This is a genomic window from Janthinobacterium sp. YR213, assembly GCF_900099875.1.
GTDB lineage: Bacteria > Pseudomonadota > Gammaproteobacteria > Burkholderiales > Burkholderiaceae_D > Janthinobacterium > Janthinobacterium lividum.
The window spans coordinates 226,367-241,285 of record NZ_FNDA01000006.1 but is presented as its reverse complement, the minus strand read 5'-3'; the positions used below and the strand labels follow the sequence as shown (position 1 = coordinate 241,285).

The window sequence follows — 14,919 nt, the reverse complement described above, 5'->3', positions numbered from 1 at the left end:
CGATGCACGAGAATAATTTTGAAGGCATGCAAGTGCTGCTGGTGGAAGACGATGCCGTCGTGCGCAAGGGCGCCCGGCAATCGCTGGAACTGGCGGGCTTGCAAGTGACGGCCGTCGCCACGGCTGAGGAAGCGCTGCCCCACCTGGTGCCGGAATTTGCGGGCATTTTATTGAGCGATATCAAGCTGCCCGGCATGGATGGATTGAAACTGCTCGATATCGCCGTGGCGCAGGATGCCAGCCTGCCCGTCATCCTCGTCACGGGCCACGGCGACGTGTCGATGGCCGTGGGCGCCATGCGCCGTGGCGCCTACGATTTCATCGAAAAACCGTTTTCCGCCGACTTGCTGGTGGAAGTGTGCCGCCGCGCGCTCGACAAGCGCCACCTGGTGCTGGAAAACATGAACTTGCGTCGCCAGCTCGAGCAGCGCGTCGGCATCGAGGCGCGCATCGTGGGCCGCAGCGCGGCCATGGCCAAGGTACGCCAGCTGGTGCTGAACCTGGCGCCGAAATCGGCCGACATCATTATCCTCGGCGAAACGGGCACCGGCAAGGAACTGATCGCCCGCTGCCTGCACGACTTCAGCGAACGGCGCGACCATCCGTTCGTCGCCATCAACTGCGGCGCCCTGCCCGAGTCGATCTTCGAGTCGGAACTGTTCGGCCACGAGGAAGGCGCGTTTACAGGCGCGCAGCGCCAGCGCATCGGCAAGATCGAATATGCGAACGGCGGCACCCTGTTCCTGGACGAAATCGAAAGCATGCCGCTGGCCCTGCAAGTGAAACTGCTGCGCGTGCTGCAGGAACGCCAGGTGGAACGGCTCGGTTCCAATAAACTCATTTCCGTCAATTTCCGCGTCATCGCCGCCGCCAAGGAGGATTTGAATGTCCTGGCGGAACAAGGGAAATTCCGTCCCGACCTGTATTACCGCCTGAACGTGGCCAGCCTGACCCTGCCCGCCCTGCGCAACCGGCGCGAGGATATCCCGCTGCTGTTCGAGTTTTTCGTGCTGCAGGCAGCCCTGCGCTACGGCCAGCCGGCCGCCCTCGTCAGCGGCGAACTGATCTCCTCGCTGATGGCGCAGCGCTGGGCCGGCAATGTGCGCGAGCTGCACAATGTAGCGGACCGCTTCGTGCTGGGCTTGCTGGACGACACCCTGAGCCCGGCCGGCTGCCGCGAAGCCTCGCTGGCCGAGCAGGTCGACACGTTCGAGATTTCCATCATCGAAGAAGCCTTGCGCCGCCACAACGGCAACGTCATCGACGCGGCCGCCAGCCTGAATATTCCAAAGAAAACCCTGTACGACAAGCTCAAGCGCTTCGATATCTCGACGGAACAATTCCGATAATCAGTAGCAAGTAGCCGACACAGCCATGAGGCGGCGTCCTACCCGTGCCGCCGGTATCCTGTGTGAGAATGCAAGCTCTTCCTCATTTCTGCACAGGACACTGCCATGAAAACCGCCGCTCTCTTGCTGGCCGCCACCCTGATGACCGTCGGCGGCGCCTGGGTGCAAGCCCAGTCGACGACGAATCTGAACCAGACGGGCAACCACACCAACAATCCCAACGATCCGGGCCAGAAATCGGACCAGTCCGACAAGCTCGACAATAAAGGCAAGCCGATCCACGACGCCAAGCCCGCCAAGACGCGCACGGACAAACGCACGCGGCGCGGCAAGCCCGTAGCCGCGCCGGACACTCCGGCCGCCAGCGGACCGGCCACCACGCCGCCAGCGACGCCAGTCGCGCCGGCCCGCTAAGTCTGCCTCCAGCGCTGCGCCACATTGCTCCAAGGCACGTTATCATCGCGCCTTTGCAATATATTCAGGATGACAATGAAAGCAGCATGGTGTGGAATGGCGGCGGCCAGCGTATTCGCGGCCGCGAGCGTGCAGGCGGCGCCCACGGTGGGCGAATGCATGGAGCTGACGACAGGCATCAAGTTCAGCAAGAACAATGGCGATGCGCAAGTCAACATCGAAGAGATGTTCGAAGGCAAGAAACAGAAAGGCACGCAGTTGATCCTCGACGGCGGCGTGCTGCTGGCCACGTCTTACCAGGATATCCGCGACGGCCAGGTCTTCCTGACGGGCGCCATCCACTACAACGAAGACGGCACCGTGCGCAGCAAGAACGTCTACACGCCGCAGTCCGCCATCCCCTCCACCATGCGCCCCGGCCAGGAAGTGCGCGTGCAGTTCACGGACACGCAAACGAGCACCCACTACCCGCTGGCGGGCCTGTCCGACAAGATCACCACCTCCACGCGCACGGACAAACGCGATTTCTCCATCACCTTCCTGGGCTGGGAACGCCTGGAACTGGGCGGCCGCCGCTTCCCCGACGCCTGCAAGTTCGAACTGCGCGACGTCGGTGGCAAGAGCAAAGGCAAGAGCGGCGAATACGTGTGGTACGCGCAAGGCTACGGCGTGATCATGACGGACAAGCTGGACAAGGATGGCGACGTGCAGCCCGCGTATCGCATCGCGCTGACGAAGATCATCAGTGCGCCGTAAGGCCCCCTTCTTTTCCGCAATGCTTGCGTAAACGCAATTAATCCGCCATCCCGCCCCTCTACACTGGCCTGTCTGGTCAGCATGGAGCGGCGATGGCCTATCCCAAACTTCCCTACACCAGCGGCAAGAACACCGCCCTGCTCCATTGCGGCCGCCTCAACGACGCCATCGTGCGCATCCGCCCTGAGCTGCCGGGCAACGTCATCGTCATCCATGGCGTCAACGATGTGGGTACGAGTTTCAGTGCCGTGGAAAAAGGACTCTGCCAGGGACTCGATGCGCGCATGTATGGCGGTGGCCACGTGTTCACCCCAGCCACCTACCGCCTGCCGCAGGAGTCCGACAAGCGTGAAACCATAGCCGACCCGGACGACGTGTATTTCAAGCGCAAGCCGGATGACGCGACATACAGCCCCGTCATCCCGTTTTACTGGGGCTTTCGCGAACGCAGCAACGCCAGCAAAATGGTCAACGGCCAGAATACGGACCGCTATGGCAACCGCCTGGACAAGGACATGTCGAAGAACGGCGGCCCGTTCGGCAATGCCACCAATACCCTGCCCGACATGTGGAACAAGGGATTATTCTCTCCATACGACGTGGGCGGCGACCCCGTGCGTCCGCTGATGACGGCGCCGGGCCGCATGTACATGGTGTTGGCCGCCAAGCGCCTGGCCGCGCTCATCGCCATGATCCGCGACTACGACAGCAATGACGTGGTGTCCATCGTCGCGCACAGCCAGGGCTGTCTGATCTCGCTGCTGGCACAGGCCTTTCTGCTCGACGAAGGCAAGCGGCCGGCCGACACGCTGATCCTTACGCATCCGCCCTACAGCCTGGTGGAAGACACGACCATGTTTTTCGGCGCGGCGGAAACCAGCCGCATCTTCGGTGGCGGCCGGGATGCGGCGATGGAAGACCAGTACGACGCCATCAGCAATCGCCAGACCCTGCATGCGCGCCTGCAAACGCTGGTGCAGATCGTGCAGGGCGTGGTGGCAAAAAAGCACGCCACGCCCGCCTTCGCGCAGATCAAGGATCACACCGTCTGCCATGGGATGGCGGGCGCGGCATGGCGCGCGGAAGCGGACCGCGACAACCGGGGCAAGGTCTACCTGTACTTTTGTCCCGAAGACATGACGGTGGCGCTGGATAATATGCAAGGCATCGGCTGGCAGGGGGATACCCGACCACATAGACGGCCATGGCCTGTCAAAGACCAGGGGCAAGACGGACAAAAGCATCTGGGGCGACGGCCCCACCTATTGGGAAAAGGAATTCCAGCGCCGCCAGCCGCTGGTGGAACTGGGTAAAGGATTTTACCAGCGCGTCTTTACCAATAAGCAACGCCTGGATGCCACTGGCAAGAACAGCGGACCGGTGCTGGTGGGCCTGCCGCCGCACGACTTCGCCCTGCGCCTGGAAGGCGAGGATGACCATGCCCATGTGGCGGGCGCCAACCGGGGTCATCGGGGCAACCATGCCGAGACACAATGGCCGCCCGTCAAACCCGCAAAATGGAATATCTTTTCAACGGAAGCTGGACGGCGCGAAGGCTTGCGCACGATCAATGGCGAAGCACTGCGCGCTCCCAGGGCGCCCGTGCTGGACGGTGGCGAGATCCGCCCTGGTAAGTTCCCGAGGGATTCCGACCAAGCCAGGCTGCCGCGCGACCAGCAAGGACCGTGCGAGGAGGTCGACCCGATCGATGCGGCCATCGCGGTAACCAGCAAGCAAGGTTTGCGCATGCGCAGGCAGGAAATCATCGCCGATCCCCGGCCACTCAAGCATCGTATTCCCGAATACGGCGCCGGCATGTTTGGCGCGGGCGAGCGCGAGCAAGTGGAAAAGGCCCTGAACATGGGCAAGGAAGCGGGCGACCAATGCAAGCTCGACCGCGTCTCGCGCCATCCGGGCGGCGGCGACATGCTACTTGTGAATCGCGAAGAAACCCCGAACGAGGCGCGCCAGCGCTGGCAGAACGAGGTCAGCCCCAAATCCTTCCACGGCGCCATCATCGGCAACGCGGAAAACCACCGCAACGTGACGGCGTATGACGTGGCCATCGGCGGTGGCAAGGCGAGCAGCGATCCGAAGTTTTATGAATATTTGTGCGCCGTTGCCGACTGGCGCTTGCAGAACGACCTACGTAGTCCAGTAAGAAAATCCATCCTAAGATGGAATGATTTCATGAAAAAATTTGCTATTTATTTGGCTGCAGAACCAACGCAGCGCAGGCAAATTATCGAAGGCAATGCCGACTACTACAGCTCGGGAGTGTTACCGGCCTTCGTGCCGGCCTTGCCGGCTGGCCTACCTTCCACCGTCGTGTGCGAAATAGTCAACGGCAGGCGCACTGAATCGGTCATCTCTCCTGTCGTTCATAAAGCCAGCGACGACATCCCAAAATGAAAAGCCCATTTCCACGCTTGCGATATCCGCTCGGTGCAGCCCTCATCGCGCTGGCACTGCTTGGATCCTTGTTGATCAGCCCATCACCCTTCTTACTGGAGCCTACGATGAGCAGCAAAATATGGCGGCACCTGCAGTGGCTATTGCTCATCCCACCCATCGTGGCAGCTACATTGCTCGGCTCTCGCTGGCTGCATTCATCCAAGCCTGTGGCCGTCGCTAAGCCGCAAGTGCAGCAGGTGGTGCCCACCGAGCAGGACAAACGGGAATATGTGCTGGAAGTTATCGGTCTCGGCGTCACTCTGGACAAATACCGGCAGGGAAAATTGTGGGAAGCGCTACAGAAGGGAAACGCCTACGCCAGCATCCGCGAACAGGACAAGGAAAAATACGCTTGGAGTGCCATGGAGCGAGCGGGAATGGCAGGTGGTCGTGGTGGCGACACGCTGGAAAATGGGGCGAGGGATATTCCCATGTACTTCGGCGTCCCCGTTTTCAATGCTGAACCACCGATCTATAATTCGAGCATGCTGGACAGTCCCGACTCGCCAGCCATAGGTCTGGCCGGTGGAGCCGCACCCTCCGGCCTGCACTGGCATCTGTTCGCCAGCGGTCCGCGCCTCCTGAACGAACATCCGGACCGCATTTTGGAACAGGTGTTCTCCTTTTTCGATACCAATCCCGACGTACCCTACATCGTGCTCAATTCAGAAGACAGCATGCCCACGCGCGACCTGTACAGCCCGGACAACTCGCCACCGCTCACACAAGACGGCCGCTACATCCCCGAAATGCCCGACGCCTCCGCCCTCTTCGTATTGGCACGGCGCGAGCGCATTGATGCCGTGCGGAAGTTCGCCTATGACGATGCCCCACCCGAGGACAGCGTCGATGACTTGAATACCTACGGTGTGGCGCGGCGCCTGTATCTGGCGTATGACGAATTGATGCGGGCCGTGCCGCACCCGCGCAAGAAGGTAGACCCCACTGCCTTCACCCAGCGCCAGCCCACGATCGCCGAATGGCTCCCCGTCGCCGCGCAATTTGCGCAGCGCTCCGATATCCGCGGCACGGGCAGCTTCAGCATGCTCGACAAGCTCCAGCACAAGACTTATCACCCACCGAAAGACTGGCAACCCACGCCCTGGTTTCCCTTGCCGTTCAACAAGGAGCAACTGGCGCAGCTGGACCGCCTGCCCACCTTCGGCTTCATCCACAGGCCCACGTTCGTCAGGATGCTCGACAAGGATGGCAAACCCTTGACGCGCAAGGACCAGCGCGAACAGGCATTGCAGGCGGGCTGGCAGGAAGCCTTGCGCAGCCTGCCGGAAGCCGAGCGTCCCGCCGCACCGGCACGCCTGGTCGCCGCCACGGGCGGCAATCAGGCGCAGCTGGTGGCGTTGCACAAGACCTTGCTGAAACATGCGGAAGATGGCGGCACGGAACTCGACAGCGGCAACACGGCGCAGTGGATCGACACGGATCAGCGACTGGGCAACACGGGCGCGGCCACCCTGTTCGTGCAGATGGCCATCGGCGTGATGGGCAGCTACCGCGATGGGGGGATCAGCGCCGTGGTAAACCTGCGCAATCCGGACGAAGCGACCATCGTGCTGGTCAGCCCGCCATCGGAAGAAAAACGCCGCACGCAAAAGCATCCGCACGGCGGCGATGTATTGCGGCACTACGTCACGCCAGCCATCGACCCGGCGAATTATCCATCGAACTGATTATTTGCCCTGTGCGGCAAGCTGCGCCAGCGCATTGCCCCGCACCTGGAACGCCACCTGCGCCACCGTCTTGCCGGCGCCGTCGACGAGCGCCAGCGCATGCTTGCCTGGCACGGGACGCCAGCTGATGCTCTCCGCTGCGCCGCCCATGTCCTTGCCATCGAGCACCCAGCGCAAGGCGTGGCTGCCCTGGGCCTGGAAGAACACGCGCTGCAAGGCGGGCGGGATGTCGGGATCGATGGCGAGGATGCTGTCCTCGGCCGGATACACGATGGCGGGTGGCTTCACGGTGTCGCCCAATACGGCGATGACGGGGCTTTCCGTGCCGGCGATAAACCATTCGCGGCGCGGCGCTTCCAGCGCGGGCTGGTACGCCACCATCTGCTGCAATACGCCCGGCGGCGCTTTCGGGGCATGGCTGGGCACGTTCTTGTGCAGGTAATCCATCACGTCGCGCCACACGGGCGCGGCGCCCGTCACGCCCGACACGTCCCACATGGGCTTGCCGTCGAAGTTGCCCACCCACACGCCCACCGTGTAGCGCGCCGAGTAGCCCATGCACCAGTTGTCGCGCATGTCCTTGCTCGTGCCCGTCTTGACGGCGCTCCAGAAATTCGTCCCTAGCTCATTGCGCAAGCCAAAGGTCATGCTGCGCGCGGCGCGGTCGGCCAGGATGTCGCCGACGATGAAGGCAGCGCCCGGCTCCATCACGCGGCGCCGGTCCTTGCCCGCCTGGCCCGGCTGCAGGCTGGCCGTGCTGTACAGCCCGCCATTGGCCAGCGCGCGATAGGCGTTGGCCAGTTCCAGCAGGCTTACTTCGGACGAACCCAGCGCCAGCGAAGGGCCGTAGTATTCGGCCGGTTCCGTCAGGCTGGACAGGCCCACGTCCTTGAGGCGGTTATAGAAGCCGTCCTGCCCCGTCAGCAACACCGTGCGCACGGCGGGAATATTGAGGGAACTGGCCAGGCTGGTGCGGGCGCTGACATACCCTTTGAAATTGCGGTCATAATTTTGCGGCGCATACATGCCGGACGCCGTGGCGACGTCGAGCGGCGAGTCGTCCATGACGGACGCGGCCGTCATCAGCCGGCGCTCGATGGCCAGTTCATACAAGAACGGTTTCAAGGTGGAACCGGCCTGGCGCAGGGCCGCCACGCCATCGACATGGCTGCCGCCCGCATTGCCCACATAGGCGAGAATGTCGCCGCTGCGGTTGTCCAGCACGATGATGGCGCCATCGTTGACATTGCGCTCGCGCAAGGACGCCAGTTGCTGGCGCAGGTTTTCCTGCGCAAAACGCTGCAAGGGGCCGTCCAGGGTGCTGGCGACCTGCGCGCCCGGCTGTTTCAACAGTTGCTGCGCCACTTGCGGCGCCGGCGCCAGCTCCGCATACAGGGCGTTGCGCTGCAAGGCCGTCTGCACGCGCTGGCCGATCAGCTGGCAGCTGCTGTCCATGCGCCATTCCTTCGCCAGCGCGCAGGCGCGGCGCGTGACGGCGGCCGGCGGCGCGTTCGGCGCCCGCACGAGGCTGGCCAAAATGATGCCGTCCGTCTGGTTCAGGCCCGACGGCGCCTTGCCGAACAGACTGTACGAGGCGGAGGCGATGCCCTGCAGCTCGCCGCGAAACGACACGAGGTTCAAATACGCTTCGAAAATCTGCGCCTTGCTCCAGCTATCCTCGATAGCCTGGGCCGCACGCATCTGGTCCCATTTCTGGCGCAGGCTGCGTCCGCCCGAAGACGCCTGCAAGTCCGCGTCCAGCTGGCCTGCCAGCTGCATGGTGATGGTCGAAGCGCCCCGAGGTTTCTTGGAAAACAGATTGTCCCAGGCGGCCGTGGCCAGCGCAGACACATCCACGCCGCCATGCCGCATGAAGCGCTGGTCTTCCGCCAGCAGCACGGCCTGCTGCACGGCGGGAGAGATGTCGGCCAGCGGCACCCACGGCAAGCGGCGCACTTTCATGTCCACGCGCAAGGATTGCAGCGGCACGCCGCTGCGGTCCAGCAGCTGCGCTTCCGAACTGCGGTACGCGGCCTGCACCTGGGCCGGCGTCAATATCGCTTCAGCGAAGACCGGGCCGGCCAGCAGACCGCCCATCAGTAAAACAAACCCTTTCACTGCCCCACCTTCACATTCGCGTTCGGCGACTCGCCAAACATCTCGGGCGAATACATGGCTTCGATGCGCGTGGCCGGCAGGCTGAAATCCCCTGCATTATTCAGGCGCACCGTGTATTCCACGCTCCAGTTACCCTTTGGCACGAAGGCGTAATACGCGCGGAAAGCGTCGAACGCCCGCTCTTCGAACGTGGGCCAGACCCAGCCCGTGGATTTTTCGCCCGCCGTGAGCAGCTGCGAATCGCGCCCCAGGCCATTGCCCAGCACCGTGGCGCTGGCGGGGATCGGGTCGTCGACCACTACCCAGCTCATGTCCGCCTGCGCCGACAAGTCCAGGCGCACGCGGTAGACGTCGCCGCGCGACCACGTGCCCGCCGTCTTCTGTTCCACCGGCATAATGGTTTTCTTGATCGTGTAGCCGCTGGAGACGGGCGCCTTGAGCGGGATGGCCGCCAGGCTTTGCACAGTGGCCCAGGGCTTGCCCGTGCCGCTGTGCGCCAGGCCCAGGGTGTCCGTGCCCTTCGGCCACGCTTGCAGCACGGGGCCGACCTTCGCCGCGCCATTCCACACGAGGGCTTGCGTATCGCTGCCCAGCTTGACGGCGCTGGCGCCCGTCACGGGCGTGGCTTCGAACTTGGCCGAGAACTTGGCGATGGCCAGCGTGCCCCAGGCGTTGGCCACCGTCGTATCCCAGCGGCCCTTCTTCTGCCGGCCCATGCTGCCGCGCACCAGGCGGCCGATGTCGTCCTTCCACGCCGGATTGCCCATCACGGCCAGCAGCAGCCGGTTGGCATTGACGTCGCCGGAGACCATCAGCCACCACCAGTTATCCTTGCGCTCGGTGGAAAAGCCCATGGTCGTGCCCTGGAAATTCAGGCGCGAGCGCAATATCTGCTGCGCCTCGGCCAGCAGGACATCGCGGCGCGCCAGGCTTGGCGTGCGTTGCAGCAACAAGCTCCAGTCGATGACGGCGGAAGTGGGCCACAGGTTCGGGCTGATGCTGATGCTCTCCAGGGCGTCGGGCGGCACCTTGTTCGAACGCGACAGCGCTTCCAGCGCGGCCAGCTTGCGCACGGCCAGGTCGGTCGTATCCAGCGCGGAACGGCGCACGATGCGGCCCTGCACGAAGGCCGTCAAAGCTGCTTCCATGCGATTTTTCGTCTGTTCGGGAATCGCATAGCCCGCCTCTTTCGTTGCCGACAGCACATACGCCGTCAGGCTGTCGCTGCCCTGCTCCATGATGGGGAAGTATTTCAGCAGGCCGTCGCTGTCCAGGTAGGCGGGCAGGCTGGCGGCCAGCTTGTTCCACGCATCCTGGTCTTGCAGGGCGATGGCCTTCGACGTGTTTTGCTCGAAGCAGGTGTACGGATAGGCCGCCATGTACTCGCGCACGCCGGGCAGCTCGCTGCCCAGCCTGGCGACAAAGCTGGTCTGGATGCCGCCCCGGCCCGGCAAGGCGCCAGCCGGCATCTGCACGGACATATTGATGGGCTTGTCGATCTGCTGCAAGGTGGCTTGATACGTGCGCACGGGCGTCGCCTGGCCCACCTTTTGCGTGATTTTGAGTTTATCCGTATGGCTGCCCGCCTTGGCGACTATCTCCCACACAATGCTGGTCGCGCCGAGCGGCACCTGATAATCCCAGCCCGTTTCGCGCGCTTCGCCCGCCGCCAAGGTCAAGCTCTGGCGCGGCAAGGCTTTGCCGGCCGCGCTGGCGTTGAGGTCCACGCTCAAGGATGCGGCCGAGGTGTTGCGCACGGTAAATCCGGCGCGCAACTGGTCGCCTTCGCGCACGAGGGTCGGCAAGCCCGACATCAAGATCAAGTCTTGCGAACTGCGGATATCCGTGCTGCCCGTGCCAAACAATTCCTTGCCGGCGCTGGCGATGGCGACGATGCGAAACGCCGTCAGCGAGTCGTTCAGCGGCACTTGCACGGTCGCTTCGCCCTTGGCGTCGAGCTTGACGGAACCCTTCCAGAACAGCAGGGTGTCGAACAGCTCGCGGCTCGCCCCCTTGCCGCCGCCACCGCCGGCCGGGAAGGCCTTGCGGCCGAAGTGGCGCTTGCCGATCACCTGCATCTGCGCCGTCGCCGTTTCCACCTGCAGGCTGCGCTGCGCCATCATGGTGTCAAGCAGCTTCCAGCTATCGTTGGGCATCAGTTCCAGCAAGCCCGTGTCGACGGCTGCCAGCGCCACTTCCGCGCCGGCCGGCAGCGGTTTGCCATCGGCGCGGCGCACGCGCACGGACACTTCCGCCTTGTCGCGTGTTTTATATACTTCCTTGTCGGACACCACCATGACGTTCAGTTCATGCGCCTGCCAACCCACGTTCAGCGGTGCAATGCCCATCTTGTAAGCCGGCTTGCCCAGGTCCACCAGGGCCGTCGGCTGCACGCCATCGACCCGGCCCCGCACGACAAACACGGAGACATACACATTCGGTGCGTAGTTCGGTTTGACCGGGATATTCACCACCGGTTCCCGCCCATTGAGCTGGCGCACATAGGTGTCGAGGATGCCTTCGCGCTCGACCGTGATCAGCGCCGTGCCCGAGCGGAACGGCATGCGCACCTGCAAGCTTGCTTCCTGGCCTGGTTCATAGCGTTTCTTTTCCGGCAAGACGTCGATGCGGTCATTGTCGCTGGCGTTGAACCACCAGTCGCCGCTGCCGGCCACCCAGGTTTCGCGGTTGGCCACCGCCGCGTTGCCGGACGTATCCTGCGTGCGCGCGCGCAAAATCAGATTGCCGCTGGCGGGCACCTTCACGTCGCACATCAACAGGCCCTTGGCGTCCGTCTTGCCTGAGCATGCAGGGCCCAGCTTGACCACTTCGCTGCTGTTTTCATATGCATAGAAGCCGCCGATCAGCCGACGGCGGTGCGAATAGCTGTTGCGCTGGAAGAAGTCGACGGCGACCGGGGCGTTCGCCACCGGCTTGCCATTGGTACCGAGCACGGCCACCGTGAATTTGAAGGCATCCTTGCTCAGGGCCCAGGCGTCGGGCTTGATGCCGATCACGACGTTCGATGGCCACAGCGGCACTCTTGTCGCCACGGAAGCCGTCTCGCCATTCGCATCCTGGAAAGCCATTTCCGCCACCAGGTCGCGCGGCGTGGACAGCTGCGGCAGCTGGTCGATGACGATGCGCGCGCCGCCCGCCTTGTCCAGGGTCAAGCTTTGCGTGCGCGCGGCCGTGGCGCCGGGGCCGGCACGCCCGCCATTGCCCTCGTCCTGCCACTCGCCCTCATCGTCGTCGTAGCCTGTGCCCTGCTTGACGAGGCCTTCCTTCACGTCGCCATTGCTGAAGCTATAGTCGGGATAGTCGGCAAAGGAAACACTCTTGTCTTGCAGCACCGTGCGCAGCTTGACGGGCGCATTCGTGGCGGCGCCGCCAGCCAGATACGTGAGTTGCGCGTCGAGGGCCAGCTGCTTCGCCTGCACGGCGGGCGCCTTCGGTCCCTGCAGCACGGCCTTCATGGTCGGCACGCGGAACGCTTCCACACGGAAACTGCCGGACGGGCGTCCCGCCATCGTCACGCTGTATTCTCCCTGCTTGGCATCCGCGGGAATGCTCCAATCGCTTTCCGCCGTGCCGCTGGCGGACCAGCGCAGGGGCAGCTGGTAGTTCTGGTCGCTGCCCTTGTGCGTGATGACGATGGAGGTGGCACTGCCGGGGCCGTTGTTCTTGTCGACCAGGCTCATGCCTTCGCCCGTGTGCTTGCGGATGAAATGCTTCATGTGCACGGTTTCGCCGGCGCGCAGCAAGGTGCGATCGAATACCGTGGCCAGCAAGGTGTTGTCGGCGCGCGTGTCGTCCGTGGGCAGATTGAAACGCCAGGCTTCGATGCCGCCCACCCAGTCCGACAGGGTGAACGTCATGTCGCCGCCGCTGCGCGCACTGATAAAGTAGCGGCCATTGTTCTTGCACGAGGAATTGGCCAGCTCGCCGGGGATGTGCGCCACGCCGTCCGCGCCCGTGGCGCCTTGCCACAGCAGCTTGCCGGCGCAGTCGCGCACGGCCACTTGCGCCTTCGCGACAGGCGCGCCCTTGTCCAGCGACGTCACCCACACGAGCGACGATTGCGCGCCATGCTTGAAGTGGGCCGCCAGATTCGTCACCAGCGCGGCCGTGCGGATGTAGGCCGTCGTCGGTTTGCCCAGCAAGGCCTTGCCGAGGATGGGGCTGGCCAGCTCGACCACATAAAAGCCCGGTTTCTGCAGCGGGATGCCGATCACTTCAAAGGTTTTCTTGCCGTCCGGACGAGGCAAGCTGATGGGGCGCGTGCCGGCCGCGTCGGCCAGCACGGATTTGCTCATGTTGCCCGCATATTGCGCATATGGCTGCCAGTATTCGCCCCCATCGCCATTGCCGGCCAGGCGCCGCATCCACTCGATGATGAACTTGTCGTCATTGTCGGGCACGCGCAAGGTGGCGCCCGTGGCGGCGGCTGGCTGGGCGACTTCCTTGCCGGAGAGCACAGATTCGATATTGCGCACGGTGACCGGCAGCAAGCCGTCGCCCTTGGCTTCGATGATGCCGAACGGCGCCGGGAACTTCAGCAGCGGCGGCTGTTCGCCCGTGCGCACCGTCATGGGGAAGCGCGCGCGGTTGAGCAAGGCGCGGCCCGCGTCATCTGTCAGCTTCGGCGGCAGGGCCAGCACGAAACTGGCCTGCACGGGAAACGGGCCATTGAAGGTGGCGCCATACAGGAATTCCGCCTTTTCTTCTTCTTTTGCAATCGTCGGCGCATACGTCTTGCCGCCGCCCTTCAGGGTCATGGCGCGCACCTGCGCCGCGCTCACGGGCGCGGAAAACTGCACGCGCATGGGCAGGAAGGGAATGCACTGCTCTTTCGGATTGCTGCGCTCGCAGCTGAACTTGGCCGTGAAATCGGGACGCGTCTTGAACTGCAGCGTTTGCGCCTTGTCCGTGGCGATGCCGCTGGCGCTGGCGATGCCTTCACCCCACACGAGCGATACCTTGGCGTTGGCGGGAAAACTGCGCTTGCATTGCAACACGGTCACAGGCAGCGGCGGCGCACCCTTGCTGGCGACGGGCATGCCCACTTTCCACAGCGTGCCCCGCTTCTTGAAATACACGGTCAGGTAGCGGTCGAGAAAACTCTTGCGCAGGGCCAGTACCTGCTCGAGTTCCTTGCCCACAAGCTGCCGCACTGGAATCTTTTCATTGATGCCATCGGCGCGGCAATACGCGTTGGCGGCCACGCTGGCCTCGTTCGGCACCGCGTCGAGGCCCAGCACGAAGATCTGGTTTTCATCGATATACGGCTGACCGTCATACGGCACGGCCTCGACGATGGCCGGGCCGCCCGTGGAAAAGCGGTAGGACGCCGTCCCCTGCAAGGGCTTGCCTGCCTGGTCCTTCAGCCCCGCTTTCAAGGTAAAGCTGCACGCCACGCCGGCCGGCAAGTCGCGCTCGAAATCGTAGTTCCAGTTGCGCTCGTCGGCCCAGCGCCCCGCGCCCGCCACGACGGCAGGTTCGGCCTTGCCGCAATCGGTGGCGAACGGCGCGGGCAAGCCCATGTCGCCGAACGGCACCATCGGCGTGGAGAACTGGGCCCGTACCTGGCGCACGGCCTTGACCGTGCCGCTCGGTGAAAACAGGGACACGCCGCTATCGGCCCAGGCCGGCATAGCCATGCCCAGCGACAGCAGCACAGCCAGCAGACCCAGCGGGGCCAGTTTGCCGGACAGCGGGGAAGAAACAGCACGGGGGTGGTCAGGCACGGGTAACTCCTTGATGAAAAGTGGCGGAGCTGACTGCGGCGCACGATAGTTGCCCGAGAGAAGCCCGGAAAAACAACAGAACGCGGCAGGAATACAACATCAATGTAATATTAGTTATCAAGCTCATCATTGTTGCTAATATACAGTGGCATGCTGGTAACAAGTCGTACGATTGCCTCCAGTTACGGCGCCAGGATATGGCCGTGATTGCAAAATTTTCCGGAGGCGAATTAGTTTTTTTCAACACCGAAGTAGTTGTCGTGAATCTGCAACACCATTGATATACAACAATGCTTTGTGCGCTAACGCACCGACCATGTGAACCTGCAACCGTATTCTCTACTCCAACAGCAGTGCATTTATCGCAAGAAAGCGCACCTGGAATTGTTGTCT

At 63.4% G+C, this 14,919-nt stretch carries 8 protein-coding genes; 6 read left to right on the top strand and 2 right to left on the bottom strand.

The genetic code is table 11. The annotated features are described in order from the left end of the window. Window positions 1-2 precede the first annotated feature (2 nt). The 6 genes from BLT98_RS24825 to BLT98_RS24805 all read left to right on the top strand — a co-directional run bounded on the left by BLT98_RS24825 (window position 3) and on the right by BLT98_RS24805 (window position 6,661). Window positions 3-1,349 (top strand): sigma-54-dependent transcriptional regulator, encoded by a 1,347-nt coding sequence (locus tag BLT98_RS24825; protein WP_092612497.1) that lies wholly within the window; start codon window positions 3-5, stop codon window positions 1,347-1,349. A 105-nt stretch (window positions 1,350-1,454) separates the two neighbouring features. Beyond that, window positions 1,455-1,763, top strand: a complete 309-nt coding sequence (locus BLT98_RS24820) for a hypothetical protein (protein ID WP_070278600.1) — start codon at window positions 1,455-1,457, stop codon at window positions 1,761-1,763. A gap of 75 nt (window positions 1,764-1,838) precedes the next feature. Further along, window positions 1,839-2,519 carry a hypothetical protein gene (locus BLT98_RS24815; RefSeq protein WP_139179374.1) on the top strand — a complete coding sequence of 227 codons (681 nt, stop codon included), beginning with the start codon at window positions 1,839-1,841 and terminating at the stop codon, window positions 2,517-2,519. A 92-nt stretch (window positions 2,520-2,611) separates the two neighbouring features. Continuing rightward, entirely contained in the window at window positions 2,612-3,832 is a 1,221-nt protein-coding gene (locus tag BLT98_RS29295; RefSeq protein WP_170846491.1) for a T6SS effector phospholipase Tle3 domain-containing protein, read from the top strand. Next, window positions 3,819-4,931 (top strand): effector protein Tle3 domain-containing protein, encoded by a 1,113-nt coding sequence (locus BLT98_RS24810; RefSeq protein ID WP_170846490.1) that lies wholly within the window; start codon window positions 3,819-3,821, stop codon window positions 4,929-4,931. The genes BLT98_RS29295 and BLT98_RS24810 overlap by 14 nt, the downstream gene beginning before the upstream one ends. Window positions 4,932-5,038: 107 nt before the next feature. Then, window positions 5,039-6,661: a type VI lipase adapter Tla3 domain-containing protein gene (locus BLT98_RS24805; protein ID WP_170846489.1), complete on the top strand. Its 1,623-nt coding sequence runs from the start codon at window positions 5,039-5,041 to the stop codon at window positions 6,659-6,661. On the opposite strand, the gene pbpC is transcribed toward BLT98_RS24805, so the two are convergent. Further along, window positions 6,662-8,758 carry a penicillin-binding protein 1C gene (gene pbpC, locus BLT98_RS24800; protein WP_070278591.1) on the bottom strand — a complete coding sequence of 699 codons (2,097 nt, stop codon included), beginning with the start codon at window positions 8,756-8,758 and terminating at the stop codon, window positions 6,662-6,664. It abuts the gene before it with no gap. A 17-nt stretch (window positions 8,759-8,775) separates the two neighbouring features. After that, window positions 8,776-14,526 carry an alpha-2-macroglobulin family protein gene (locus tag BLT98_RS24795; RefSeq protein ID WP_244517683.1) on the bottom strand — a complete coding sequence of 1,917 codons (5,751 nt, stop codon included), beginning with the start codon at window positions 14,524-14,526 and terminating at the stop codon, window positions 8,776-8,778. Window positions 14,527-14,919: the final 393 nt, after the last annotated feature.